Source organism: Pseudomonas sp. AS2.8, assembly GCF_014190935.1.
Taxonomy (GTDB): Bacteria; Pseudomonadota; Gammaproteobacteria; order Pseudomonadales; family Pseudomonadaceae; genus Chryseomonas.
The window spans coordinates 734,824-759,030 of sequence record NZ_JACHVV010000002.1 but is presented as its reverse complement, the minus strand read 5'-3'; the positions used below and the strand labels follow the sequence as shown (position 1 = coordinate 759,030).

The 24,207-nt window shown below is 67.1% G+C and carries 24 protein-coding genes; 11 read left to right on the top strand and 13 right to left on the bottom strand.

Features of this window, described 5'->3' with window-relative positions:
* Positions 1-76: 76 nt before the first annotated feature.
* The 3 genes from FHR73_RS10490 to FHR73_RS10480 all read left to right on the top strand — a co-directional run bounded on the left by FHR73_RS10490 (position 77) and on the right by FHR73_RS10480 (position 1,816).
* Positions 77-508 (top strand): carboxymuconolactone decarboxylase family protein, encoded by a 432-nt coding sequence (locus tag FHR73_RS10490; RefSeq protein WP_183630975.1) that lies wholly within the window; start codon positions 77-79, stop codon positions 506-508.
* A 153-nt stretch (positions 509-661) separates the two neighbouring features.
* A complete protein-coding gene (locus tag FHR73_RS10485) occupies positions 662-1,018 on the top strand; it encodes a YajD family HNH nuclease (protein WP_183630973.1) in 357 nt (118 codons plus the stop codon).
* A 96-nt stretch (positions 1,019-1,114) separates the two neighbouring features.
* Positions 1,115-1,816 carry an ATP-dependent Clp protease proteolytic subunit gene (locus FHR73_RS10480; RefSeq protein ID WP_183630971.1) on the top strand — a complete coding sequence of 234 codons (702 nt, stop codon included), beginning with the start codon at positions 1,115-1,117 and terminating at the stop codon, positions 1,814-1,816.
* Between the two features lie 399 nt (positions 1,817-2,215).
* Here the strand turns inward: FHR73_RS10480 and FHR73_RS10475 are convergent, their stop codons facing one another.
* From FHR73_RS10475 to FHR73_RS10465, 3 genes are all read right to left on the bottom strand, one after another.
* Entirely contained in the window at positions 2,216-4,129 is a 1,914-nt protein-coding gene (locus tag FHR73_RS10475; RefSeq protein WP_183630969.1) for a methyl-accepting chemotaxis protein, read from the bottom strand.
* Between the two features lie 521 nt (positions 4,130-4,650).
* The gene (locus FHR73_RS10470; protein ID WP_183630960.1) at positions 4,651-6,297 is read right to left on the bottom strand and encodes an acetolactate synthase large subunit; all 1,647 of its coding nucleotides are present in this window, start codon (positions 6,295-6,297) and stop codon (positions 4,651-4,653) included.
* Between the two features lie 152 nt (positions 6,298-6,449).
* Entirely contained in the window at positions 6,450-7,598 is a 1,149-nt protein-coding gene (locus FHR73_RS10465) for a YbfB/YjiJ family MFS transporter (protein ID WP_183630958.1), read from the bottom strand.
* Between the two features lie 109 nt (positions 7,599-7,707).
* On the opposite strand from FHR73_RS10465, the gene ptrR reads away from it, so the two are divergent.
* The gene (ptrR, locus tag FHR73_RS10460) at positions 7,708-8,592 is read left to right on the top strand and encodes a putrescine utilization regulator PtrR (protein WP_183630956.1); all 885 of its coding nucleotides are present in this window, start codon (positions 7,708-7,710) and stop codon (positions 8,590-8,592) included.
* 50 nt (positions 8,593-8,642) lie between these two features.
* A complete protein-coding gene (locus FHR73_RS10455) occupies positions 8,643-9,563 on the top strand; it encodes a Gfo/Idh/MocA family protein (protein WP_183630954.1) in 921 nt (306 codons plus the stop codon).
* Between the two features lie 225 nt (positions 9,564-9,788).
* Here FHR73_RS10455 and trmA read toward each other — a convergent pair whose 3' ends face one another.
* From trmA to FHR73_RS10440, 3 genes are all read right to left on the bottom strand, one after another.
* A complete protein-coding gene (gene trmA, locus FHR73_RS10450; protein ID WP_183630952.1) occupies positions 9,789-10,877 on the bottom strand; it encodes a tRNA (uridine(54)-C5)-methyltransferase TrmA in 1,089 nt (362 codons plus the stop codon).
* 60 nt (positions 10,878-10,937) lie between these two features.
* A complete protein-coding gene (locus FHR73_RS10445; protein ID WP_183630950.1) occupies positions 10,938-12,233 on the bottom strand; it encodes an NCS2 family permease in 1,296 nt (431 codons plus the stop codon).
* A 122-nt stretch (positions 12,234-12,355) separates the two neighbouring features.
* Positions 12,356-13,747, bottom strand: coding sequence for an MFS transporter (locus FHR73_RS10440; RefSeq protein ID WP_221191487.1), 1,392 nt, complete (start codon positions 13,745-13,747; stop codon positions 12,356-12,358).
* A 174-nt stretch (positions 13,748-13,921) separates the two neighbouring features.
* Here FHR73_RS10440 and FHR73_RS10435 point away from each other — a divergent pair, with 174 nt between their 5' ends.
* The 4 genes from FHR73_RS10435 (at position 13,922) to FHR73_RS10420 (ending at position 16,668) form a co-directional block, all read left to right on the top strand.
* Positions 13,922-14,173, top strand: coding sequence for a hypothetical protein (locus tag FHR73_RS10435; protein WP_183630948.1), 252 nt, complete (start codon positions 13,922-13,924; stop codon positions 14,171-14,173).
* Positions 14,174-14,258: 85 nt separating this feature from the next.
* Positions 14,259-14,663 (top strand): RcnB family protein, encoded by a 405-nt coding sequence (locus tag FHR73_RS10430; protein ID WP_183630946.1) that lies wholly within the window; start codon positions 14,259-14,261, stop codon positions 14,661-14,663.
* 87 nt (positions 14,664-14,750) lie between these two features.
* Positions 14,751-15,053 carry a putative quinol monooxygenase gene (locus tag FHR73_RS10425; protein WP_183630944.1) on the top strand — a complete coding sequence of 101 codons (303 nt, stop codon included), beginning with the start codon at positions 14,751-14,753 and terminating at the stop codon, positions 15,051-15,053.
* 61 nt (positions 15,054-15,114) lie between these two features.
* Positions 15,115-16,668: an alkaline phosphatase gene (locus tag FHR73_RS10420; protein ID WP_183630942.1), complete on the top strand. Its 1,554-nt coding sequence runs from the start codon at positions 15,115-15,117 to the stop codon at positions 16,666-16,668.
* A 4-nt stretch (positions 16,669-16,672) separates the two neighbouring features.
* On the opposite strand, the gene FHR73_RS10415 is transcribed toward FHR73_RS10420, so the two are convergent.
* Together FHR73_RS10415 and FHR73_RS10410 are read right to left on the bottom strand one after the other, a co-directional pair.
* Positions 16,673-18,025 carry a GntP family permease gene (locus FHR73_RS10415; RefSeq protein ID WP_133859739.1) on the bottom strand — a complete coding sequence of 451 codons (1,353 nt, stop codon included), beginning with the start codon at positions 18,023-18,025 and terminating at the stop codon, positions 16,673-16,675.
* A 61-nt stretch (positions 18,026-18,086) separates the two neighbouring features.
* Positions 18,087-18,620 carry a gluconokinase gene (locus FHR73_RS10410; protein WP_183630940.1) on the bottom strand — a complete coding sequence of 178 codons (534 nt, stop codon included), beginning with the start codon at positions 18,618-18,620 and terminating at the stop codon, positions 18,087-18,089.
* Between the two features lie 186 nt (positions 18,621-18,806).
* On the opposite strand from FHR73_RS10410, the gene FHR73_RS10405 reads away from it, so the two are divergent.
* Positions 18,807-19,823 (top strand): LacI family DNA-binding transcriptional regulator, encoded by a 1,017-nt coding sequence (locus tag FHR73_RS10405; RefSeq protein ID WP_183630938.1) that lies wholly within the window; start codon positions 18,807-18,809, stop codon positions 19,821-19,823.
* A 385-nt stretch (positions 19,824-20,208) separates the two neighbouring features.
* Here FHR73_RS10405 and FHR73_RS10400 read toward each other — a convergent pair whose 3' ends face one another.
* From FHR73_RS10400 to FHR73_RS10380, 5 genes are all read right to left on the bottom strand, one after another.
* On the bottom strand, positions 20,209-20,682 hold the full coding sequence (locus tag FHR73_RS10400; RefSeq protein WP_183630936.1) for a GNAT family N-acetyltransferase: 474 nt from the start codon (positions 20,680-20,682) through the stop codon (positions 20,209-20,211).
* A gap of 53 nt (positions 20,683-20,735) precedes the next feature.
* Positions 20,736-21,062 (bottom strand): hypothetical protein, encoded by a 327-nt coding sequence (locus FHR73_RS10395; RefSeq protein ID WP_183630934.1) that lies wholly within the window; start codon positions 21,060-21,062, stop codon positions 20,736-20,738.
* Between the two features lie 16 nt (positions 21,063-21,078).
* Positions 21,079-21,735 carry a DUF2726 domain-containing protein gene (locus tag FHR73_RS10390; RefSeq protein WP_183630932.1) on the bottom strand — a complete coding sequence of 219 codons (657 nt, stop codon included), beginning with the start codon at positions 21,733-21,735 and terminating at the stop codon, positions 21,079-21,081.
* A 70-nt stretch (positions 21,736-21,805) separates the two neighbouring features.
* Positions 21,806-22,183, bottom strand: a complete 378-nt coding sequence (locus FHR73_RS10385; RefSeq protein WP_183630930.1) for a lysozyme inhibitor LprI family protein — start codon at positions 22,181-22,183, stop codon at positions 21,806-21,808.
* Positions 22,184-22,237: 54 nt separating this feature from the next.
* Positions 22,238-23,194 (bottom strand): LysR substrate-binding domain-containing protein, encoded by a 957-nt coding sequence (locus tag FHR73_RS10380; protein ID WP_183630928.1) that lies wholly within the window; start codon positions 23,192-23,194, stop codon positions 22,238-22,240.
* A 106-nt stretch (positions 23,195-23,300) separates the two neighbouring features.
* Between FHR73_RS10380 and FHR73_RS10375 the strand changes: the two genes are divergently transcribed.
* A complete protein-coding gene (locus FHR73_RS10375; protein ID WP_183630927.1) occupies positions 23,301-24,203 on the top strand; it encodes a DMT family transporter in 903 nt (300 codons plus the stop codon).
* Positions 24,204-24,207 lie beyond the last annotated feature (4 nt).

Here is a 24,207-nt window from a genome sequence, read left to right as displayed (position 1 = left end):
CCCGGGCGACCACCCGTGAACGACATCTCCGCGAGGCCATCTCGCCCACCCTGTGACCTTTACCCTGGAGTAAGCCATGAGCCAATTGCGCCTGCCGTTTTCCACCCTCTCGCCCGCCGCCTATCAAGGCCTGATCGCCACAGGCCAGGCCCTGGCGCAGAGTTCGCTCGGCCTGGAGCTGGTGGAGCTGATCTATCTGCGCGTCTCCCAGATCAATGGCTGCGCCTTCTGCCTGGGCAAGCACGCCGAAACCCTGCGCGAGCAGGGTGTCAGCCAGGCCAAGCTGGATCGCCTGGCCGGCTGGCGCATCAGCAACCTGTTCGACGCCCGCGAGCGCGCGGCCCTGGAGTGGGCCGAGACCCTGACCGCCGTCGCCGAGAAGGGCGCCCCCGACACGGCCTACGAACCGCTCAGGGCGCAATTCAGCGACGCGGAAATCGCCGACCTGACCTTTGCGGTGGCCTTGATGAATGCCTTCAACCGGCTGGCAGTGGGGATGCGGCTATAGGGCGGTGGCAGGTCGCAGCGAGGGTGGATTTCAGGACTTCGCTGCGCTCCCCGCAAGCAGGGCACTCGGCAGCCGGAGCCAGTGATAGACGCTCACCGGGAAGGCCGGGCCCAGGCTATACTGCGCCTTTCTACCCGACCCTCCAGGTGCAGCATGGCTACCGATACCTCGAAGCTGGATCGAATCCTCGCCGAGACCCAGCGCGAGCGCGAACGCGGCTATCGCGACAAGGCGCTGAAGATGTATCCCCACGTCTGTGGTCGCTGCGCCCGGGAGTTCGCTGGCAAGCGCCTGAGCGAACTGACCGTGCACCATCGTGACCACAACCACGACAACAATCCTCAGGACGGCTCCAACTGGGAATTGCTGTGCCTGTACTGCCACGACAACGAGCACAGTCGCTATACCGATCAGCAGTATTTCAGCGACAGCTCCCTGAGCTCGCCCAAGGTGGCCCAGGCCACCCACAATCCCTTCGCCGGGCTGGCCGGTCTGCTGAAAAAGGACTGAGGGCACCGAACGCTGAGGCGTCCTGGCGGGTTAAGCCGACCTTAAGGCTCGCTATCTACCTTTTCAAACCTGATGCCGAAAAGGGAGCGAGCGGGGATGGGACGTTCGACGCGTGCGCCACGGCTGTCCAGGGTCGTCCTGGCGCTGCTGACCGCGAGCTGGCTGACGGAGGCCGCGGCCGAAATGACCGTTATCCGCGGGGAAGGCGGGGCGGCCACTGCCGATACCGCCTCGGTGTACTTCAACAGCGGCATCAATGATCGAGCGGTCAGCTCCCTGCTGGCCGCCCTGAGCGATATCGCTTTGAAATACCCCGCCGTCAAGAACGTCAATCTCTATCTCAACAGCCATGGTGGCGACCTGGAGGCGGGCTATGTCGCCTACGAATTCATCCGGCACTATCCGCTGCATCTCAACACCATCAATGCCGCCGCGACGGACTCTTCCGCCACGCTGATCTATTGCGCGACCGAGGATCGCTATGCCGCGCCGTTGTCGACCTTTCTCCTGCATCCGGCCGCGACATCCATCGCCGTCAATGGCTACATGAAACCCGACCAGGCCAGGCAGGCCTTCGAGGATGCGGAACGGGCGAACCTCAAGTTCAGCGAGATCTACCAGGGCTGCCTCAAGCTGACGCCGGAAGACCGCGCGGCCTTGCTGTCCTCGGAAAGCAACAGACGGCGCCTGGATTACGACGCCGCCAAGGCCCTCGGCCTGATCACTCGGGCGTCGGACCAGCTACCGCGTGGCAGCGACCGAGCCACCTATTTCATCACCGATGGCGGAGGGCGCTGAAGAGGGTTGCAGGCGAGTTGCCACCTGGCCCGAGTGCGCTCGCGGACTAGGTGAAGGATAGGTTGGGCTGAGAAGGGGCAATCGTCGAAACCCGCCGAACTGGGCGTCAGGCAGCCGGCGTCGAACCGCGCTGGGCCTGTCCGAGCCTGAGGTAACGATTAGTCCGCGTGGAAAAGGCTGCGCCGTTTTCCACCCTACGCAGTGACACACCGGATGCGCCCCTCTCCCTGGGGAGAGGATCGGGGTGAGGGGGGCTGCAGGCTGGTTTGCAGCGAAGCCGCTATCGCAGCGGGTTCGTCCGCGTGGAAAAGGCTGCGCCGTTTTCCACGCTACGCGGGCCACACCGGGTGCGCCCCCTCTCCCCGTGGGAGAGGGTCGGGGTGAGGGAAGGCGCCAGACTCACACCTTGAAGCGCGCCGTCATCTCCTGCAGGTGCACGCCGATGCGGGCCAGCTCCATGCTCGAAGAGGCCGTCTCTTCGCTGGCCGCGGCGGTCTGGTCGGAGATGTCGCGGACGTTGGTGACATTGCGGCTGATCTCTTCGCCGGCCGAACTCTGCTGTTCGGCGGCGCAGGCGATCTGCTCGTTCATCGATTCGATGTCCTTGACCGACCGGGTGATGCGCTTGAGCATCTCACCCGCTTCGCGCGACAGGCCGACGCTGCTCTCGGTCAGCTGCATGTTGTGGTCGAGCACCGTGCCCATGCGGTCGGTGCTCTGGTGCAGACCGGTGATGAGCTGGGCGATCTCGTCGGTCGAGGAGCGGGTGCGCTGGGCCAGGCCGCGAACCTCGTCGGCGACCACGGCGAAGCCGCGTCCCGCCTCGCCGGCGCGGGCGGCTTCGATGGCGGCGTTGAGCGCCAGCAGGTTGGTCTGCTCGGAAACGGCCTTGATCACGTCGAGTACGCCGCCGATGCTGTCGGCGTGATCACGCAGGGTGGCCATGGCGGCCTTGGTCGATTCCATTTCCCGGGCCAGCACCTCGATCTGGTCGACCGCCTTGCTCACCGACTGCTCGCCCTGCTGGGCCTGGCGACTGGCTTCCAGCGCGGACTTGGCCGCGTCCCCGGCGTTGCGCGCCACCTCGTGGGTGGTGGCGGTCATCTCCTGCATGGCGGTGGCGATCTGGTCGGTCTCGACCTTTTGTGACTGGACTCCAGCGCTGGTCTGTTCGGTGACCGCCGACAGCTGCTCGGCGGCACTGGCCACCTGGACCACCCCGTCGCGCACCTCGCCGATCAGCCGCCGCAGGTTGCCGGTCATGCCTTGCATGCTGGTCTGCAGGGCGCCCAGTTCATCCTTGCGGGTGATCTGCTGCTGATGGGTGAAGTCGCCACTGGCGACCTGCTCGGCCAAGGCCACGGTGTCCTGCAAGGGCTTGACGATGGAACGGGTGATCAGCCAGGCACAGGCCAGACCCAGGGCGATGGCGACGGCCAACCAGATCAACAGCAGCTGACGGGCACCGGCCACGTCGGCCGCGCGAAATTCCTGCTGGATGGCGGTGAGCTTGTCGGCGATGCCGAGCAGGGTGGTGATGGTCGTGGTGATACCGCCCTGCGCCTGATCCACCTGCGCCTGCGCGGCCACCAGCTGGTCGAGACGCTGCCCGTAGCCGGAGACTTCACCGAAGAGCTTTTGCACGGTCTCGGTCGGCAACGCCGTGGTGCCGAGCGCCTTGGCCTGGGTCAGCACGGCGTTGACGGAGTTACGCGCGGTCTGTTCGCTGTCCTTGCCGGGTGCGGCGGCATAGCCGCGGAAATCAACCCTCATCCGCTGTACACCGATGAAGAGCGTCGCCAGCTGCTGGCGATCGGCCGGGCGACCGGTCTCGCCATTCGCTTCCTCGGCCAGTGTCAGCAAATGGGCATTGGCTGCTTCTGCCGCGCTGCTGGCGATCTTGCGGATGGATTCCCGCTCGCGGGTGGCGGTGATCGTCTGGTTGTAGAAGTCGCGATAGCGTTTGAGCGCGGCGCCGGCCTCATTGAGCAGGGCCTTGTTCGCCGGCGAGTTGAAGTGCGGGATGATGGTCTGCAACTGGCCTTCGGTCTTGTCCAGGGCGGCGAGCCACTTGGCCGCCTGGGCGTCATCGGCCTTGGTGAAGTACACCAGCCGCTCGATGCGCATGTCACGGGCCAGGGTGCTGTAGCCGGCGATATCGTTCATGCGCTCGCTGCGATCGCGCAGGGTATCGGTGGCCGACCAGCCGGTGTAGGCCACCAGCAGGATCATGCCGATGAGCAGGGCGAAGCCAAGGCCCAGCTTGGCCCTGACGCTTATATTGCTTAATGGATTCCAGCCAACTTGCTGCATGTGGACTACCTGGATAGCGGAGCGTTGGAAGGTACGGGGTCTGAAACCTCGCACCTCATGCTTCGCGGTTACGGCAGCCTCTGTCGATTCGTCAGCCGACCGGCAGAACCGGTCGGTGCGAAGGGGCGCTTGGCAGCTTGTGCGGGTAACCACGGATTGGCCCCAGGGAATCGTCGTGCGCTTGGCTCTCGATCCATCACCGCGCCAAGGGAAGGGCGGGCGGCGAGGGCTTGAAGATGGACGCATCCGCGACCACGATCCTTAAGGGCTGCTTAATAGAACTCGAATCGCCGCGATATTCGAATCTGGACGATAGGCTGCGTGATTACCTGGATATTCGGCAGGGTCTGGAGTGATCCCATGTCGTATCTGTTTGTTTTTTCTGGGTTTTCCTGCCTATTAGTTTGACGATATTGGCGGTGGATTGAGAGTCGGAGCGGACGGGTTATTTTCTTCGGCCGCAATGAAAAACGCCCCGGCCTGGAGGCCGGGGCGTCAACGGGATCGCCGGAGCTAACCGATCACACCGCCGCGCTGCGTTCCTTGATGTCCTGGTGCAGGATGCGGTCGTTCTCGGAGTAGTCCACCGGGCAGTCGATGACGTGGACGCCAGGGGTGTCCAGGCAGTGCTGCACCAGCGGCGCGAAGGCCGCCGCGCTTTCCACGCGATGGCCGTGGGCGCCGTAGCTTTCGGCGTAGCGGACGAAGTCCGGGTTGCCGTAGTCCAGGCCGAAGTCCTCGAAGCCCATCTGCGCCTGCTTCCAGCGGATCATGCCGTAGCCGTCGTCGCGCAGGATGATGACCACCAGGTTCATCTTCAGGCGCACCGCGGTTTCCAGCTCCTGGCTGTTCATCATGAAGCCGCCGTCGCCGCAGACCGCGACGATGGGGGTGCTGGGATGCACCAGGCGCGCGGCCATGGCCGACGGCAGACCGGCGCCCATGGTGGCCAGGGCGTTGTCCAGCAGCACCGTGTTGGGCATGTAGGCCTTGTAGTTGCGGGCGAACCAGATCTTGTAGATGCCGTTGTCCAGGGCGACGATGCCGTCGGACGGCAGCACGTGGCGCAGATCGGCCACCAGGCGCTGCGGATAGACCGGGAAGCGGTCATCGGTGGCGCCTTCGGCGACATGGGCCTCGTTGGCTTCGCGGATGTGCAGCAGGCGGTCGAAGTCCCAGGTGGGCTGGACTTCGATGCGCTCCTTGATCTCCCAGATGGCGTTGGCGATGTCGCCGACCACCTCGACCTGGGGGAAATACACCGGATCGACTTCGGCGGAGCGGAAGTTGATGTGGATGACCTCGGTGCCGCCACGGGTCATGAAGAACGGCGGCTTCTCGATCACATCGTGGCCGATGTTGACGATGAGGTCGGCGGACTCCAGGGCGCGGTGCACGAAGTCACCGGCGGAGAGTGCGGCGTTGCCCAGGAAGCGCGGATGGCGCTCGTCGACCACGCCCTTGCCGAGCTGGGTGGTGACGAAGGGGATACCGGTCTTCTCGATCAGTTGACGCAGCACCCGCGCGGTCATCTTGCGGTTGGTGCCGGCGCCCAGTACCAGCACCGGGCTGCGGGCGTTTTCCAGCTTGGAGACGGCGGCGGCGATGGCCTTGGCTTCGGCGACCGGACGACGGCTCAGGCTCGGCGGTACCGGCAGGCTCTCGGTGTGCTCGTCGGCGATGTCTTCCGGCAATTCCAGGTGCACGGAGCCGGGCTTTTCTTCCTCGGCGAGGCGGAAGGCTTCGCGGATGCGCGACGGGATGTTGTCGGCGGAGGCGAACTGATGGGTGTACTTGGTGAGCGGCGCCATCATGCGGCACACGTCGAGAATCTGGAAACGCCCCTGCTTGGATTTCTTGATCGGCTTCTGGCCGGTCAGCATCAGCATCGGCATGCCGCCCAGGTAGGCGTAGGCGCCGGCGGTGACCAGGTTGGTGGCACCTGGACCGAGGGTGGAAAGGCAGACACCGGTCTTGCCGGTGAAACGGCCGTAGGTGGCGGCCATGAAGCCGGCGGACTGCTCGTGGCGAGTCAGGATCAGCTTGATCTGCGAGGAGCGCCGCAGGGATTCCAGCAGGTCCAGGTTCTCTTCGCCGGGAATGCCGAAGATGTATTCCACACCCTCGTTTTCCAAGCAGCGAACGACCAGATCGGAGGCCTTCATCATGAGTGTTGTATTCCTTGTTGGGTGGATGGCGAGCGCCTGAGGCGCCTCCTCTATGAGGCGCGGCGATCACTGTACTCAGGAACGGCGAAACATTTCAAAACAAGGAACCACCCAGTTTTACTTCTGTGACGAAAGGCCGCAGCGGAAACGATTCAGGCGACGCAGCGCTGCAGCGACGCCCGGGCGCGGCGCAGTTGCAGACCGGCGAACAGCAGGCCCAGCGCAGCAATCACCAGGGCCGGTTGCAGATCGCCGGCATAGTGGCTGCTGGCCGCACCCAGCAGCGGGCCGAGCAACTGGCCGCTGGCGAAGCTGGCGGTGAGCACCCCGGCGTTGCGTTGCGGCGTGGCCGGTGCCAACTCGCGGCCGTATTGCATCACCAGCTGCATGCAGGCGAGGAAGGGACCGCCGCAGAGCAGCACGCCGAGGAACAGCGCCAGGCTGCCGGGCAGGAGGCAGAGCAGCACGCCGGCGGCCTGCAGCCAGAGGGTCGCGATCAGCCAGCGCCGGGTATCGGTGCCCGGACGTCTCAGGCTGACCAGTACCACGCCCAGGGCTGCCGCCAGGCCGTAGCCGGGCCAGAAGAGGTCGGCCTGCCACTGGCCGTGGAAGCGGCTGGCGGCCATCTGCGAGAGAAAGGTCGCCGGCAGGATGTAGCCGACGCCCACCAGGCCATAGGCCAGGATCAGGCGGTTGAAGGCCGGGGAACGCTTGGCCGGTGCCGTGGCGGCGTTGGCTAGCGGGGTGGCCGGCCCGCGCCGTGGCAGTAGGGGCAGCAGCGCCAGGGTCGCCACGCTGGCCAGCACGCCGTAGCTCAGCCACAGCTGGTTGGAATCACCGCCCAGGCGATTGCTGACCAGGGCCATCAGACCACTGATGAGAATGCCTACCCCGGGTCCGGTAAAGACCAGGGCGCCGAGGCGCGGCCGTCCGGCTTCGGCGGCCAGGGGCTGGCTTAGGCCGGTCACCATCACCAGCACCCAGGCGCTGGCCAGGCCGGTGCCGAAGCGCAGCAGCGCCTGGGCGGCCAGGCCGTCGGCCAGCAGCGAGGCCAGGGTCAGGCCGGCGCAGAGCCAGAGTCCCCCGACCAGGCGCGCGTGGGTACGGCGGGCGAAGAGGGCATCCAGGGCACCGAGCAGATAGCCCAGGTAGTTGGCCGCGGCCAGCAGGCTGGCGCCGGTGAGGTCGATCTGGCCCTCGGCGATCAGGTGGGGCAGGGCGGGGGTAAGGGCGAAGCGGCCGATGCCCATGGCGGTGGCCAGGGCGAGCAGGCAGGCCAGCAGGCGGGTGGTGGCGGTCATCGCGGGACTCCAGTAGCGAGCAGATAGGTACAGCCTAGGCCTTGAAGTTAATCAATAAAAACGAATAATAGAGAAATAGATGTTCAGCCAAAGAGAAAGGCGGTGTCCGATGGAGTTCGCTGAGCTACGCATCTTCCAGGCGGTGGCCGAGGAAGGTTCCCTGGTGAAGGCCGCCGAACGGCTCAACCGGGTGCCGTCCAATCTCTCCACGCGCCTGCGCCAGCTGGAAGACAAGCTGGGGGTGGAGCTGTTCCTGCGCGAGCGCCAGCGGCTGCACCTGACCGCCGCCGGTCACCGAATGCTGGACTACGCCCACCGCCTGTTCGCCCTGGCCGACGAGGCGCGCAGCGCGGTGCAGGGCGGCGAACCGGCCGGCACCTTCGTGCTGGGCTCCATGTTCAGCACCGCGGCCATCCACCTGCCGGGGCTGCTGGCCCGCTATCACCAGCGCTATCCCAAGGTGAATCTGCAGGTGCACAGCGGCCCCAGCGGCGAACTGGTGGAGGGCCTGCTGGCCGGTCGCCTGGACGCCGCCCTGGTGGACGGCCCGGCGCCCGACGCGGCGCTGGAAGGCCAGCCCTGGTTCGAGGAACGGCTGGTGCTGATCACCGGGCTGGAACTCGGTCCGGTGCGTTCGCCGGCCGACGTGGCGGGGCGCCCGGTATTCGGCTTTCGCGCCGGCTGCTCCTATCGCCGCTACCTGGATACCTGGTACGCCGCCGCCGGAGTGCCCAGCGGACCGGTGATGGAGATCGAGTCCTACCACAGCATGCTGGCCTGCGTGATCACCGGCGGAGTGGCGCTGATGCCGGAATCCATGCTCGACAGCCTGCCGGGCCGCGAGCGGGTGCAGCGTCATGCGATCCAGGCGCGCTTCGCCCGGGCCACCACCTGGCTGATGTGGCGCAAGGGCCGCGAGGGCGCCAATCTGCGTAGCTGGCTGGAGTTGCGCGAGAGCCTGCAGACCGACCGCGAAGCTGTTGCTTTGGTGTGATGATTGCCCGATCCTAGGCGGCGGACTCCTACCGTCTACCGAGGACGATCATGATAAGAATAGCCATCGTCGGTTTGGGCAAGATCGCCCGTGACCAGCACCTGCCGGCGCTCGCCGCCAATCCTGACTACGAGCTGGTCGCCGTGGCCAGCCGCAACGCCCAGCTCGACGGCGTCGCCCACTATCCCAGTCTGAGCGCCCTGCTCGAAAACGGTCCGGCGATCGACGCCGTGTCGCTCTGCGCCCCTGCGGCGGTGCGCTACGAACAGGCCCGCGAGGCCCTGGCGGCGGGCAAGCACGTGATGCTGGAGAAACCGCCGGGGGCGACCCTCAGCGAGGTGGATGCCCTGGCCCGCCAGGCCGAGGCGGCTGGTCTTTCGCTGTTCGCCACCTGGCACTCCCGCTATGCCCAGGGCGTGCAGCCGGCGCGCGAGTGGCTGGAAGGCAAGCGCATCCAGGCGGTGCGGATCGAGTGGAAGGAGGACGTGCGCGTCTGGCATCCCGGCCAGGGCTGGATCTGGGAGCCGGGCGGCATGGGCGTCTTCGATCCGGGCATCAATGCCCTGTCCATCGTCACCGCCATCCTGCCGCGGCCGTTCTTTCTCAAGGAGGCGACCCTGCAGGTCCCAGGCAATTGCCAGACCCCGGTGGCGGCGCAACTGGCCTTCGTCGACAGCGCCGGGGTGCCTATCGCTGCCGACTTCGACTTCCTGCAGACCGGTCCCCAGACCTGGGACATCCACGTCGACACCGATGGCGGTCGGCTGACCCTGAGCAAGGGCGGCAGCGAGCTGTACCTGGATGGCCAACTGAGCCACCAGGGCCCGGACGAGGAGTACGCCGGTCTCTATGCCCGCTTCGCCGAGCTGGTCGCCGCGAATCGCTCCGACGTCGACGTGGCCCCCCTGCGCCATGTGGCGGACGCCTTCCTCTATGGCCGTCGCGAGACGGTGGCGGAGTTTCACGAGTAGGGCGACCCTCACCCCAGCCCTCTCCCCGAGGGGGGAGGGGGCGTCATGATGGGCTCTGGTAGGTTGGGCTGAGCGTAGCGAAGCCCAACGGGAGGCTTGGCTGTTGGGCTTCGACGATAAGGCCGTCTCAACCCAACCTACGGCTCGGTGGCTTCCCTCACCCCTTGCGTAGGGTGGAAAACGGCGCAGCCTTTTCCACGCGGGCTGGCTCGCCGCGCAAGGCCTTCACCGCCGCTCCAGCAACACGCCACTCTCCATGTGATGCGTCCAGGGGAACTGGTCGAACAGGGCGCAGCGGGTGATGCGGTGGGTGTCCTGCAGTTGGGCGATGTTCTCGGCCAGGGTCTCCGGGTTGCAGGAGATGTAGAGGATGCGCTCGAAGCGGCGGGTCAGCTCGCAGGTGTCGGGGTCCATGCCGGCGCGCGGCGGGTCGACGAACACGGTGCCGAACTCATAGCTCTTGAGATCCACGCCGGCCAGGCGCCGGAAGGGGCGGACCTCGTTGAGCGCCTGGGTCAGCTCCTCGGCGGAGAGCCGTACCAGGGTGACGTTGTCCACGCCATTGCTGGCCAGGTTGTACAAGGCGGCGTTGACCGAGGTCTTGCTCACCTCGGTGGCCAGTACCTTGCGCACGCGGCTGGCCAGCGGCAGGGTGAAGTTGCCGTTGCCGCAATAGAGCTCGAGCAGATCGTCTTCGCGCTCGCCCAGGGCGGTGTGGGCCCAGCTCAGCATCTTCCCGTTGACGGTGCCATTGGGCTGGGTGAAGCCGCCCTCGGGTTGCAGGTAGCTGTAGGTCTTGCCGGCCACCTCCAGTTCTTCGACCACATGGTCACGCCCGATCACCAGGCGCTGACCGCGGGAGCGGCCGATCAGGCTGACGCCGAGCTCGGCGGCCAGACGCTCGGCGGCGGCCTGCCAGGCGGCGTCCAGCGGGCGGTGGTAGGCCAGGGTGATCAGCGCGTCGCCACTCAGGGTGGTGAGGAACTCCACCTGGAACAACTTGAACGACAGCGCCACGTCCGCCTGCCAGCCGGCCTTGAGCCGCGGCATCAGGTCGTTGATGCGCTGGCTGGCGATGGGGAAGTCCTCGATGAGGATCGGGGTGTGCTTGTCGCCCGGGGCGAACATGGCGTAGTGGCGTTCCTCGTTCTCCCGCCACAGGCGGAATTCGGCGCGCAGCCGGTAGTGCTGCAGCGGCGAGGCGAAGACCTCCGGCTCGGGGGCCTGGAAAGGCGCCAGCAGTTCGCGCAGGCGGTCGGCCTTGGCGTCGAGTTGAGCCTGGTAGTCGGCGGGAACGAAGGAAGGTTGGGACATGGTAGATCCGAAGCAGGGTGAGGCGGGGAGACCTCGGGGCCGGAGCCCCGAGGAGAGGGGTCAGGCGTTGAACCAGCCCAGCTTGATGACGAACAGGATCGACAGCACGATCAGCGCCGAATTCAGCTCGCGGGTACGGCCGGACAGCAGCTTGATGACCGTCCAGGTGATGAAGCCGAAGGCGATGCCGTTGGCGATGGAATAGGTCAGCGGCATGGCCAGGGCGGTGACCAGCACCGGGGCGGCGGTGGTCAGGTCGTCCCACTCGATCTCGGCCAGGCCGGAGGTCATCAGCACGGCGATGAAGAACAGCGCCGGGGCGGTGGCGAAGGCTGGCACGCTACCGGCCAGGGGAGCGAAGAACAGCGCCAGCAGGAACAGCACCGCGACCACCACGGCGGTGAGGCCGGTACGACCCCCCGCGGAAACGCCGGCGGCGGATTCGATGTAGCTGGTGGTGGTGGAGGTGCCCAGCAGCGAGCCGAACATGGCGGCGGAGCTGTCGGCGATCAGGGCGCGGCCCATCTTCGGCAGATGGCCGTCCTTGCCCATCAGGCCGGCGCGCTTGGCCACGCCGATCAGGGTGCCGGAGTTGTCGAACAGGTCGACGAACAGGAAGGCGAAGATGACGCTGATCAGGCCGACGTCCAGGGCGCCCCGGATGTCCAGCTGCAGGAAGGTCGGTGCCAGCGACGGCGGCATGGAGACCACGCCGCCGAAGGCGCTGACGCCCAGGGCGATGGCGATCACGGTGACCACCAGGATGCCGATCAGCACCGCGCCGGTGACCTTGCGCGCCTCGAGCACGACGATCAGGAAGAAGCCGAGGATGGCCAGCAGCGGACCGGGCTTGGACAGGTCGCCCAGGCCCACCAGGGTAGCCGGATTACCCACCACGATGCCGGCGGTCTGCAGGGCGATCAGCGCCAGGAACAGGCCGATGCCGGCGGCGATACCCGAGCGCAGCGGCAGCGGGATGCTGTTGATGATCCATTCGCGGATGCGAAAGATCGACAGCAGGAAGAACATCAGCGCCGAGAGGAACACCGCGCCCAGGGCCACCTGCCAGGTATGGCCCAGGTGCAGGACCACGGTGTAGGTGAAGAAGGCGTTGAGGCCCATGCCCGGGGCGAGGGCGATGGGGTAGTTGGCGATGAGTCCCATGAGCGCCGAGCCGATGGCGGCGGCGAGGCAGGTGGCAACGAAGATCGCGCCCTTGTCCATGCCGGTGGCGCCGAGGATGCTCGGGTTGACGAACAGGATGTAGGCCATGGCCAGGAAGGTGGTGACCCCGGCCAGCAGTTCGGTGCGGACAGAGGTGTTGTGGGCCTTGAGTTGGAAGAGTCTTTCCAGCATGGGATGCCTCGTGCGCGCCGGTCTGATCGGAAAAAGGCGCGCATCATAACAGGTCGGTAAACACGGGTAAGACGGTAAGCCCTAACCCCCAATCGACATCGGCTGGAGCCCTGTCCGCCTGGTCAACTTCCAGAGCTATGGCCGCTGACCGAATCGCCTGCGTTGCGGGCCAGGCGGAAGGCATCCAGGGTGCTCAGGATGCCGAGCACGGCCACTATGCAAAAGGCTAGCCGAAAGTCCGCCAGTTGCGGGTCGAGGTGACCGTGCCATTCCATCGAGGCACGCAGCAGCAGGGCGGCGATGGCCACGCCCAGGCCCATGGCCAGCTGGAAATTGGTGCTGAACAGGGTGGAGGCATGGCTCAGCCGCGACTTGGGGATGTCGGCGAAGGCCAGGGCATTGCTGGCGGTGAATTGCAGCGAGCGGAACACCCCGCTGAAGAACAGCAGGAGCAGGATCGCCGGCAAGGGCCAGTCCGGGGTGAGCAGGCCACAGGCCAGCAGGCTGAACGCGCTGAGCAGGCCGTTGACGGTCAGGATGGTGCGCAGGCCGAAGCGATGCATGGTGGCGGTGGTGAAGGGCTTGGCCGCCAGGTTGCCAGCGAACAGCGCCAGGAGCAGCAGGCCGGCCTGGAAGGCGTCCAGGCCAAAGGCCAGCTGGAACAGCAGGGGCAGCAGGAAGGGCGCCGTGGCGATGGTGACGCGGAACAGGCCGCCACCGAGGAGGGCGGCGCGGTAGGTGGGGATGCGCAATGTGCCAAAATCGATCAGCGGGCGTTCGATCCGGGTCATGTGGCGCACCGCCTTGGTGCCGAGGATCAGCCCTACGCCCATCCAGGCCAGGTTGGCGCCCAGGCTGCCGTGGTTCTGGCCGAGGCGCTCCACGCCCCACATGAAGGCCACGCAGGCGCCGCCCAGCAGCAGGAAGCCGCGCCAGTCCAGCGGATGGCGCTGGGTCGGCAGGTCGGCGGGCACCAGGCGCCAGGCCAGCAGCAGGGCGATCAACCCCAGCGGCAGATTGAGATAGAAGATCCAGCGCCAGTCGGCATAGGTGGTGATCAGCCCCCCCAGGGGCGGACCGAGCACGGGGGCCACCAGGCCTGGCCAGGTGATGAGGGCGATGGCGCGCACCAGCTCGTGCTTCTCGGTGACCTGCAGCACCACCAGGCGCCCCACGGGCACCATCAGGGCGCCGCCGAGCCCCTGGAGGATGCGCGCGGCGATGAACTGCTCGAGGGACAGGGCCATCCCGCAGAGCAGCGAGGCCAGGGTGAAGACGCCGATCGCCAGGGTAAAGACCGGGCGGGGACCGAAGCGCTCGGCGATCCAGCCACTCACCGGGATGCCCACGGCGATGGCCAGCAGATAGGCGCTGATGCCCAGGTTGAGATCCACCGGATCGCGGCCGAAGGACAGGGCCATCTGCGGCAGGGCCGTGGCGATCACCGTGGCGTCCAGGTTTTCCATGAAAAAGGTGAAGCTCACCAGGCCGGCGAGAATCTTCCAGCGTTCCAAGGGGCTGCACCTCTGGCCAGGGGGGGTGGGCTACTCTGCCTGAGGTGCCGCAAGGCGCGCCAGTCCTGGCTTGCCGATAAAAAGTCAAAGGATTCATCACCGCGTCCCGGACGGACTGCTAAAGTCGAGAGGAGACAGGTTCGATAATCGTCACCGCCACGAGGAAGCCGTTGCATGAAGGACGTGACCGATAGCCACATCGTGGCCATGGCGGAAGCCCGGCGCCTGCTTGAGCGGGGTAGCCAGGCCAAGCGCCAGCACCAGCGCTATTTCCTCAACTTCCTCACCTTGCGCCAGGAGACCTCGCGACTCACTCAGCAGTCCTATCGGCTGAGTTGTTCGCTGGACGCCTTTTCCACCCAACGCTCGCGCCAGTTGCCGCCGGTGCTGACCCTGGTGAAGGCCGACCAGGACGAACGGTTGTAAGGCCAACCGCGCGACCGCAGGTATTCGTGGAGCTTTTCCTCCAGCCCCGGGGTCAAAACCTCGAACGCAGAGGAGAAACACCCCCATGATCAAGCAATCGCTGCTCTCTATGGCCCTGGGTACCGTCGTACTGGCAGGCGCCCTGCAAGTCCAGGCCGCGCCCGAGTCCATGACCCCGGTCAAGCCGGCCGCGGACAAGGCCGCTTCCGAGCCCACCAGCTCGCAGTACCAGAACAAGGTCAACAAGAAGGACGCCAACCAGAGCGATGAGGCCGTCACCCACGATCCTGATCATCCTACCTTTGAGCTCGAAGAGGGTGGCCGGGCGCCGCGCAAGTACATCCGTGACGAGTACGTGATTAAGGACTTCAAGAAGCACGGCCTGGAACAGCCGGGCGAAGACAGCCAGTGGGTCAAGATCGGCTCCGACTATGTGCTGATCAAGCGCAGCAATGCGGTGATCGACAAGATCGTCAAAGCCAAGCAGTGATTCACCATGGCCGGGGCCGATTCTCGACCCCGGTGATATTCGGGGTGTCCAGGCATCAGGCTGAAGCACCCCTTCCGGAGTTTTTTCATGACCAGTGAAATTCGTGTCGTCGCCATCCTGCAGGCCAAACCCGGCCAGGCCGAGGCTGTCGAAAACGCTCTGCGTGCCATCGTCGCTCCATCCCGCGCCGAAGCCGCCTGTCACTTCTATACCCCGCACCGTGATCCGAGCCACGAGGGCCGTTATGTGTTCGTCGAGCGCTGGGCCAGCCGCGAAGCCCTGGCCGAGCACGAGCAAACCCCTCACTTCAAGCAGCTGCTGAGCGATCTCGACGGCCTGCTCGTCGACGCCCCGCAGGTCATGATCCTCGAGGAATTGCCGCTGGCCTAGGCCGCCGACATCCTGTTGTCACCTGCCTGAGCCACCCTGGCCTCTTTTCCCGGAGGCCTGGATGAGTACCTCTCGACGTCAAGCGCTGGGCCTGCTCGGCCTGGGTCTGAGCGCGCCCTGGTTCGCCGGGTGCAGCGCTCACACGCCGCAGCTGGATCCCTTCACCCTCGGCGTCGCCAGTGGCGATCCCGCTGTCGATGGCTTCGTCATCTGGACCCGCCTGGCGCCCGATCCCCTGGCCGAAGACGGCCTGGGTGGTCTGCGTCATCCTGTCGAGGTGCAGTGGGAAGTCGCCCTGGACCCGGGGCTGCGCCAGGTCATACAGCGCGGTACGGTCCAGGCGCAGCTCCAGGCGGCCTTCAGCGTACCTATCACCTTGGTCGGTCTGCTGCCGGGGCGTCCCTATTGGTACCGCTTCACCGCCCTGAGGCATCAGAGTCGCATCGGTCGCGCCGTCACGCTGCCGTCGCCGGCCAGCGCGCCGCAGCGTCTCAAGCTGGTGGCGGCTTCCTGCTCCCACTATGAGAAGGGCTTCTTCAGTGCCTATCGGCACATGGCCGACGAACAGCCGGATCTGGCGCTGTTCCTCGGCGACTACATTTATGAGTCCAATGTGCCGCTGCTGCTGCCAGCGGTCCGCCGCCACGGTCTGCCGGAGGCCCGCGACCTGGCCAGCTACCGCCGGCGCCATGCCCTGTACCGCACCGATCCCGATCTGCAGTACCTGCACGCCAATGTCACCAGTCTCATGACCTGGGACGATCACGAGGTGCAGAACGACTATTCCGGCCCCTGGGCGGCGGATCCCCGGGTCGGCCTGGCCGCCTTTGCCGCGCGACGGCAGGCGGCCTACCAGGCTTTTCGCGAACATGCCCCGCTGCGCGCCTGGCGGACCCAGGGCAGCGCGCTGCGCCTCTATGACCGGTGGCGCTTCGGCGACCTGGCGGAGATCTATCTGCTCGATGGTCGGCAATACCGCAGCGAACCGGCCTGCGTGACGGCCAGGACCCGCGGTGGCCAGCTGGTCGCCCCGGATTGCCCGGGTCTGCGCGATGCCGCGCGCAGCATGCTCGGTCAGGCGCAGGAAAGCTGGCTGCTGGACGGCTTTCGCCACAATGCCACCCGCTGGAATCTGCTCGCCCAGGATCTCCTGCTGGCACCCCTGCGGCAGCGCTTGCCGAATGGCGATCCGGCGCGCTGGACCGATGGCTGGGACGGCTATCCGGCCACCCGCGAGCGCCTGCTCGCGGCCATGGCCGACAGTCGCCTGGCCAATCCGGTGACCCTGGGCGGGGACATCCACTCCTTCTGGGTGACGGATCTGCACCGCGATCCGGAGGACGAGCGGAGCCCGGTGGTGGCGAGCGAATTCGTTGGCACCTCCATCACCTCGGATGGACCGGACTACCGCCGCTTCCAGGCGCTGTTGCCGGAGAATCCCCAGGTGCGCTTCTTCGACAGCCGGGAGCGTGGCTATCTGGCCCTGGAGCTGACGCGGGAGCGGTTGCAGGTGGACCTGCGCACCATCAGTGATCGAACGCGCCCGGATGCCGGACGGGGCACTCGGGCGAGCTTCGTGGTGGAAGCGGGACGGCCCGGCGCCGTCCCGGCCTAGCGGATCAGACGAACAGCGACAGCAGCATGATGAAGGCCAGGGCCACCACCGAGAGGATGGTTTCCATCATCGACCAGGTCTTGAAGGTCTCGGCCACGGTCATGTTGAAGTACTGCTTCACCAGCCAGAAGCCGGCGTCGTTGACGTGGGAGAGGATCACCGAGCCGGCGCCGGCGGCCAGCACCAGCAATTCCTTGTTCACGCCGGGGATCAGCGCCACCACGGGGGCGACGATGCCGGCGCCGGTGATGGTCGCCACGGTGGCGGAACCGGTGGCCACGCGGATCACCGCCGCCACCAGCCAGGTCAGCAGGATCGGCGAGATCTGCGTCTGCACCGCCAGGTTGCCGATCACCTCACCCACGCCGCTGGCCACCAGCATCTGCTTGAAGCCACCGCCGGCGCCGACGATCAGCACGATGGCCGCCACCGGCGCCAGGCTCTGGTCGAGCAGCTTGACGATCTTCTCGCGAGAGAAGCCACAGGCGGTGCCGAAGCTGTAGAAACTCAGCAGCAGGGCGGCGAGCAGGGCGGTGATGGGGTGGCCGATGAAGTCCATCCAGATGCGGAAATGGTTGTCGGCGGCGAAGAAGATGTCGGCGAAGGCCTTGAGCAGCATCAGGATCACCGGCAGCAGCACGGTGAAGACGGTGATGCCGAAGCCCGGCAGGTTGCGGTTGTCGGTCTCCTGGGCGATCTGGGCGACCAGTTCGGGGTTGGCCGAACCGGGGATGCGCTTGGAGATCCAGGCGCCGAAGAGGGGACCGGCGATCATGGCGGTGGGCAGGCCGACCAGCAGGCCATAGAAGATGGTCTTGCCGATGTCGGCGCCAAACACCCCGACCGCCAGCAGCGGACCCGGGTGCGGCGGCACCAGGCCGTGCACGGCGGACAGGCCGGCCAGCAGCGGAATGCCCAGCTTGACCAGCGACAGCCCGGTACGGCGGGCGACGATGAACACCAGGGGCGCCAGCAGCACGAAGCCGATCTCGAAGAACAGCGGGATGCCCACCAGGAAGGCGGCGAACATCATCGCCCAGTGCACGCGCTTGATGCCGAAGGCGCGGATCAGCGTCTGGGCGATCTGGTCGGCGCCGCCGGAATCGGCCATCAGCTTGCCGAGCATGGTGCCCAGGCCGAGCAGGATGCCGACGAAGCCGAGCACGCCGCCGAAGCCGTCCTGGAAGGATTTCATGACCTTTTCCACCGGCATGCCGGAGGTCAGGCCGAGAAAGCCCGAGGCGATGGTCAGGGCGATGAAGGGATGGACCTTGAACTTGGTGATCAGCAGCACCAGGCCGATGATGGTGACCAGGGCGTCGAGCAGAAGGAAGCTATTGTGGTCCATGCCGAACATGGCGCCTCTCCTATTGTTGTTGTGGGCGTTGCGGGTGATTGAATTGGGTAGCGCTGTCTCGTCAGGCCGGTTGGGCCAGGCGAGCCGAGGTGTTCCACCAGGCCGACACCTGGGTGCCGATGGCGGGCAGGGTGTCGCGTGCGTCCACTACCAGCGTAGCCGGTTCACCGTGGGGTGCTTCGAGGGCGGCGAACTGGCTGTCGATCAGGCTGGCGGGCATGAAGTGCCCCGGGCGATTGGCGACGCGCTGGGCCGCGGTCTCGCGGGTCAGTTCGAGAAAGACGAAGCCGAGACCGGGCACGGCGTGGCGCAGCTGGTCACGGTAGCGGCGCTTGAGCGCGGAACAGGTGAGTACCGGGCGTTCGCCCGCGGCCACGGCGGCGGCCAGTTCCTCACCGAGGCGGGTCAGCCAGCCGGCGCGATCTTCATCGTCGAGGGGGATGCCGGCGCTCATCTTGGCGATGTTGGCGGCGGGGTGGAAGGTGTCGCCTTCGATCAGGCGGCCACCGTCCTGCTCGGCAATGGCCGCGCCGACGCTGCTCTTGCCGCAGCCTGCGACGCCCATGACCACCAGTGCGGGAATGGGAGTGTTCATCGTCACCTCCGGTCTGGAGACAGCGCTACCCCGAAAAGGGAAAAAGGGAGCGGCTTCCAGTTCTTGTCGATCTTGTTAGGCCGAATGCCGACGCGCTCCAGAAGGCCACGTCAGGCTTGTAGTGTCTGGTGAGACAGCGCTACCTTAGGCGCGTTCTCCGTCTCTGACAAGCCTGAAACCATAACAATGAATCGAACGGGTTCTCGTAGTTCCGGTCGGCCCACCCTCACCGAGGTGGCGCTGCAGGCCGGTGTTTCCCCCATCACGGCCTCGCGTGCCCTGCGCGGTGTCGCCAGTGTGGCGCCCGAGCTGGTCACCCGCGTGCAGGAGGCTGCCGCGCGCCTCGGCTATGTCACCAATCCGGCCGCCCGCGCCCTGGCCTCGGCCCAGGGGCACTCGGTGGTGGTGCTGGTGCCCTCGCTGTCCAACCATCTGTTCATCGAGCCGCTGGAGGCCATCCACGAGGTTCTGCGCCCTCGCGGCCTGGAAGTGCTGATCGGCAACTACCACTACGATCCCGCGGAAGAGGAAAAGCTGATCCGCAACTACCTGGCCTATCAGCCCCGGGGACTGCTGCTGACCGGCTTCGACCGCACCGAGAACGCCCGCCAGCTGCTGGCAGCCAGTGGCGTGCCGCGGGTGCACATGATGGAGCTGGATCCGGCGGGGGCGGTGCCCAGCGTCGGCTTTTCCCAGCACGCCGCCGGCGCCGCCGCGGCGCGGCATCTGCTGGCGGCCGGGCGCAAGTGCCTGGGCTACGTCGCGGCCCAGCTCGACCCGCGGGCGCTGGCCCGGGGCGAGGGCTTTCGCGAGGTGCTGCGCGCGGCGGGCTGCTATGACCCGAGTCTGGACGTGCTGGATCCGCAGCCGTCGTCCGTGGGGCTGGGCGCCCGGCAGTTTCGCGAGCTGCTGGCCCGCCGGCCGGACGTCGACGGGCTGTTCTTCTGCAACGACGACCTGGCCCAGGGCGCGCTGTTCGAAGCCCAGCGGCTGGGCATCGCCATCCCCGAACGGATCTCGGTGCTGGGCTTCAACGACCTGCCCGGCTCGGCGCATACGGTGCCCCGGCTGACCTCCATCCAGACCCCCCGCGCCGCGGTAGGGCGCCAGGCCGCGGCCCTCCTGCTGGGGCTGCTCGACGGCCGCAGCCAACCGACCTGCGTGGACCTGGGATTCGAGTTGGTGAGTCGGGAGAGTGTGTAGGATCGTCGTCGAAGCTTGAGGTGGCGATAGGGCCTGTTGGGCTTCGCTGCGCTCAACCCAACCTACGGTGCCCTTGTAGGTTGGGTTGAGGCGGCTCCATCGCCGAAGCCCAACAGTGAGGATCTGGAGTTGGTTGTGTTGGGCTTCGCGGCGCTCAACCCAACCTACGGCGCCCTTGTAGGTTGGGTTGAGACGGTTCCATCATCGAAGCCCAACAGTGAGGGCCTGGAGTCGGTCGTGTTGGGCTTCGCTGCGCTCAACCCAACCTACCGGAACTGCGCTGTGACCACCGACCGCTCCGATCACCCCCTCTCCCCCTGGGAGAGGGCTGGGGTGAGGGTGCCGGTCTGTCGCGACCCTGACTTTGATCGCGCTGCAGCCAACCCTACCGCAACGCCTTGGCCAGAATCCGCGACTGCCCCTGGAAGTCCTGGCGGGCATAGAAGGCCTGGGCGTCCTCGTTGAATTCCATGACCTCCAGGCGCAATTCGTCGACGTCGTTGTCCCGGGCCCAGGCTTCCACGGCGTCCAGCAGCCGGGCACCCACGCCCAGCCGTCGGTGGCTGGCCGAGACCACCAGGGTGCCGATGCGGCAGAGGATCAGCGGCTGCAGAAAGGAAATCGAGCGGGTATCGGACAGGCGTGCGGTGACGAAGCCGACCAGTTCGTCGCGGGCCTCAGCGACCAACAGCACCCCGTCTTCCGGCTCGAGCTGGGCGGCCCAGTAGTCCTGGTCGCGCCAGCCGCCGGAGGGCTCGGCGAAGGTCGCCGGGGCCTGCCGGTGATGCTGCTCGGCGAGTTGTTCGGCTAGCCAGCAGATGGCGGCGAGATCGGTGACGAAGGCGGGGCGGATACGCAAGAGCGGAGCTCGCAAGAGGATTCAGCCGTTCACCTTACGCCGCGCGGAGCGGGTCAGGAAGCCTCGGCATCCAGCTGCCGGTACCAGTCGGCATAGGGGGTGTTCCGGGCCATCCGCCGGTTGTAGTCGAGCGCGCCGTCGGTCCACCAGACCGGTCCGCGCTCGCCCAGGGCGTGCTTGGCGGCGTCCACCGCGGCGCGCGCCGTGCGCAGGGCGGCCTCGTCACCCTGGCGCTTGGCCACGCCCACCTGGCGGCGCGCATCCATCAGCTCATGGGTCAGCACGTCACGGCGGTCGGCGGGCAGGCTGGGATCGGTGCAGCGCCAGAGCCGGCCCCTGACCACGAAGTAGCGTCCGTCCGGGGTGGTGGGATAGCGCATGGCAGGGGTCCCTTGGTCAGTCGTCGATGTCGAGCAGGCCGCGACAATCCGGGTAGTTCGAGCAGGCCCAGAATTCCCGGCCCTGGTGGCGACCGCTGCGCGCGCGACGGCGGACCATGGGCGCCTGGCACTCCGGGCATTCCGGCGCCAGCGCCTGGCTGGGGGGCGCTACCCGAGTGCGCGGACGGCGCCCGCCGAACACGGCGTCACGTACGGCGGTGGCGGAATAGCGCGCCGCCGCCGGAATCTCCACCAGGCGCAACTGGGCGGCCTCGCACACCGCGCGGACGAAGCGGTCGCGCTGCTGGCGATGACGCTGCAGGTGCGACCTGTCGTTGAGTTCGACCACGGCGTGCACCGCGAGGTCGTCGCGTCGGCAGATGGCGAAGTCGAAGTGCTTGCAGTTGATGCGATTCTGCGCGATCAGATAGCGGCGGCGGTCGCGCAGCGGCAGGGTCTGGACCACATCGGCGATGCGCACCTTGCCGAACACCCGGTAGTCGTCGCCCACGGCTTCGTCGAGCACGGCGAGAAAGGCCTGTTCGGCGGGGGTGAAGAGGGCTTCGACCTGGCGATAGGGAAAGGCGGCCTGACGCCGGCGCTGCCACCACCACAAAGCCCCCAGAAGCAGCAGTCCGGCCGGGACCAGCAGGGGCAGGTAACGCTCGTACATCTCGAACTCCAACAGCGGGGCGCCATGATAGTGAGTTCCGGCGCCGGACAGCAGCGGTGGCGACGAAGCGTCAGTCGCGCCGCGGTAGTTGCCGTTGCAGATCGTCCAGCCGCAGCAGGGTCACCGACTTCAGACAACTCAGATACTGCAGCTGCTGCATGTCGCCCTGGAAACCGCGAGTCGCGGTGGCGCAGCGGGGCGCCCGGTCGTCCTGCCAGAGTCGTTGCAGACGTTCGAAGGCAGGTCGTTGTTCAGTGGAGAGACCGGCCAGCCGGCGACCGTAGACGTCGGCCAGCCGGGCTTCGGCCACGGCCAGGTCCTGGCTGGCGCAGGCCGCCAGCTGCGCCTCGCTGCCCTGGCGATCGCAGTCGGCCGGGGCCTGTTCGGCGGCCAGGGCGGCGGTCGAGAGCAGCAGGACGAGCAGGGCGGACAGGCGACAGGTGATCATGCAGGCTGACTATTGCAGGGGCAGGCCGCTTAGACTGCCGCAAAAGCGCGGCCCTCACCAGGCGCCGCCGGTCTCCTGCGGCTCGCCCTGGGTCTCGCGGAATTGGCGGATCTGCACCAGCAGCCAGTCGATCCAGCGCTGTACCGGCGCGTCCACCGGGCCCTTGGGCAACACCAGGAAGTAGGCCTGGGCCGACAGCTGGTTGAACCGATCCGGCAGCGGGCGGACCAGGGCGCCGCTGGCCAGCAGGCGCTGGGCCAGCACGCAGCCGCCCAGCGCCACGCCCTTGCCGGCCGCCGCCTGTTGCAGGGCCATGCCGCTCAGTGAATAGCGCGGGCCGCGCAGACTGTCGCCCAGGGGCACCTGCTGGCTGGCGAACCAGTCCTGCCACGCGTTGGACCGGCTGCTGGGGCGACCCGAACGCCAGCCGCCGGGCCATTCGGCATGCAGCAGCGGATAGTCCAGCAAGGCAGTGGGTTCTGCCAGCGGCGCCGGGATCAGTGCCGGGCTGCACACCGGAAAGATCCATTCGCGCAGCAGCAGGCGGGTCTCGCCGTCCTGCCAGTCGCCCCGGCCATAGCGGATCGCCGCCTGGGCACCGCCCTCGGTGCCCAGGGGCACGATGGCGGACGAGGCGTCGAGAAAGACCTCGATGTCCGGATGCTGGCGCTGGAAGTCTTCCAGCCGCGGCAACAGCCATTCCTGGCCAAAGGTGGGCGGTGCGCTGACGGTCAGGACGCTACTCTTGACCCGCGCCCGGGCGACGGCGCGGGTCAGGCCGTCGAGGTGCGGCGCGATCTCCGCGGCCAAGGCGCGCCCTTGGGCGGTGAGCCGTACGCCCTGGGGCAGGCGCTCGAACAGCGGCTGCCCCAGCTCCTCTTCGAGCAGGCGGATCTGCCGGCTGATGGCACCGGCCGTGACATGCAACTCGTCCGCGGCCTTGGCGAAGTGCTGATGTCGCGCGGCGGCGGCAAAGGCGCGCAGGGCGTTTAGGGGGAGGGCGGTCGTCACGCGGAGCCTTAGTTTTCCTGAGCCTGACGCCCATTAAACATCGTTTGTCCGACCTGTTCAGCCACCGTCATCCTGCAGGCTCACTTTTTTTCCTGGAGCGACGCTCATGCGCAAGGAGCTCGATCTCCCCGCCGTGCTGGTCATGCTAGTGCTCTGCCTGGTCTGGGGGCTGCAGCAGACGGCGATCAAGGCCATCGCCGAGCAGGTGGATCCCCTGCTGCAGATCGGCTGGCGTTCGCTGCTGGCGGCCGGGCTGCTCTATGGCCTGGCGCGCTGGCGCGGCATCCGCTGCCTGGGCCGCGACCAGACGCTGATTCCCGGCCTGCTCGCCGGGTCGCTGTTCGCCCTGGAATTCCTCTGCATGGCGGTGGGCCTGAAATACACCAGCGCCGCGCACATGGTGGTGTTCATCTACACGGCGCCGCTATTCGCCGCCTGCGGTCTGCACTGGCTGGTGCCCGGGGAGCGGCTGTCGGGGCGGCAGTGGCTGGGCATGCTGCTGGCGGCCAGTGGCGTGGTCTGTGCCTTCCTGGTCGGCAAGCCAAGCGGCGGCACCAGCTGGCAGGGCGATCTGATCGGCCTGGCCGGCGGCGCCGCCTGGGGTGCCACCACGGTGCTGATCCGCCGCAGCGCCCTGGCCGAGGCGCCGCCGCTGCGCACCCTGTTCTATCAACTCGGGGTGACCGGGGTGGTGCTGCTGGCGCTGGCCCTGCCGCTCGGCAAGCGCCTGGATCTGGCCGGGCTGGATTCCCTGGCCTGGTCGAGCCTGGCGTTCCAGGTGTTTATCGTCGCCGGCATCAGTCTGCTGGGCTGGTTCGTGCTGCTCAGTCGCTATCGCGCGGCGCCCCTGGGCGTGCTGACCCTGCTGACACCGCTGTTCGGTGTGCTGATGGGCGTCTGGCTGCTGGACGAGACCCCGGGTCCGGGATTTCTCGCCGGCGCGGCCCTGGTGCTCAGTGGTCTGCTGATCGTCAGCTATCCTTCCCGCTCGCGAGTCGCGTCCCGCTGACTCG

Coding starts and splice junctions, on each gene's coding strand:
- FHR73_RS10465 (WP_183630958.1), bottom strand. CDS start 7,598: ATGACCGCCACCACCCGCCTGCTGGCCTGCCTGCTCGCCCTGGCCACC.
- FHR73_RS10415 (WP_133859739.1), bottom strand. CDS start 18,025: ATGTTCGGCATGGACCACAATAGCTTCCTTCTGCTCGACGCCCTGGTC.
- FHR73_RS10485 (WP_183630973.1), top strand. CDS start 662: ATGGCTACCGATACCTCGAAGCTGGATCGAATCCTCGCCGAGACCCAG.
- FHR73_RS10490 (WP_183630975.1), top strand. CDS start 77: ATGAGCCAATTGCGCCTGCCGTTTTCCACCCTCTCGCCCGCCGCCTAT.
- FHR73_RS10385 (WP_183630930.1), bottom strand. CDS start 22,183: ATGATCACCTGTCGCCTGTCCGCCCTGCTCGTCCTGCTGCTCTCGACC.
- ptrR (WP_183630956.1), top strand. CDS start 7,708: ATGGAGTTCGCTGAGCTACGCATCTTCCAGGCGGTGGCCGAGGAAGGT.
- FHR73_RS10430 (WP_183630946.1), top strand. CDS start 14,259: ATGATCAAGCAATCGCTGCTCTCTATGGCCCTGGGTACCGTCGTACTG.
- FHR73_RS10420 (WP_183630942.1), top strand. CDS start 15,115: ATGAGTACCTCTCGACGTCAAGCGCTGGGCCTGCTCGGCCTGGGTCTG.
- FHR73_RS10445 (WP_183630950.1), bottom strand. CDS start 12,233: ATGCTGGAAAGACTCTTCCAACTCAAGGCCCACAACACCTCTGTCCGC.
- FHR73_RS10470 (WP_183630960.1), bottom strand. CDS start 6,297: ATGATGAAGGCCTCCGATCTGGTCGTTCGCTGCTTGGAAAACGAGGGT.
- FHR73_RS10390 (WP_183630932.1), bottom strand. CDS start 21,735: ATGTACGAGCGTTACCTGCCCCTGCTGGTCCCGGCCGGACTGCTGCTT.
- FHR73_RS10405 (WP_183630938.1), top strand. CDS start 18,807: ATGAATCGAACGGGTTCTCGTAGTTCCGGTCGGCCCACCCTCACCGAG.
- FHR73_RS10435 (WP_183630948.1), top strand. CDS start 13,922: ATGAAGGACGTGACCGATAGCCACATCGTGGCCATGGCGGAAGCCCGG.
- FHR73_RS10375 (WP_183630927.1), top strand. CDS start 23,301: ATGCGCAAGGAGCTCGATCTCCCCGCCGTGCTGGTCATGCTAGTGCTC.
- FHR73_RS10425 (WP_183630944.1), top strand. CDS start 14,751: ATGACCAGTGAAATTCGTGTCGTCGCCATCCTGCAGGCCAAACCCGGC.
- FHR73_RS10410 (WP_183630940.1), bottom strand. CDS start 18,620: ATGAACACTCCCATTCCCGCACTGGTGGTCATGGGCGTCGCAGGCTGC.
- FHR73_RS10480 (WP_183630971.1), top strand. CDS start 1,115: ATGGGACGTTCGACGCGTGCGCCACGGCTGTCCAGGGTCGTCCTGGCG.
- FHR73_RS10475 (WP_183630969.1), bottom strand. CDS start 4,129: ATGCAGCAAGTTGGCTGGAATCCATTAAGCAATATAAGCGTCAGGGCC.
- FHR73_RS10395 (WP_183630934.1), bottom strand. CDS start 21,062: ATGCGCTATCCCACCACCCCGGACGGACGCTACTTCGTGGTCAGGGGC.
- trmA (WP_183630952.1), bottom strand. CDS start 10,877: ATGTCCCAACCTTCCTTCGTTCCCGCCGACTACCAGGCTCAACTCGAC.
- FHR73_RS10455 (WP_183630954.1), top strand. CDS start 8,643: ATGATAAGAATAGCCATCGTCGGTTTGGGCAAGATCGCCCGTGACCAG.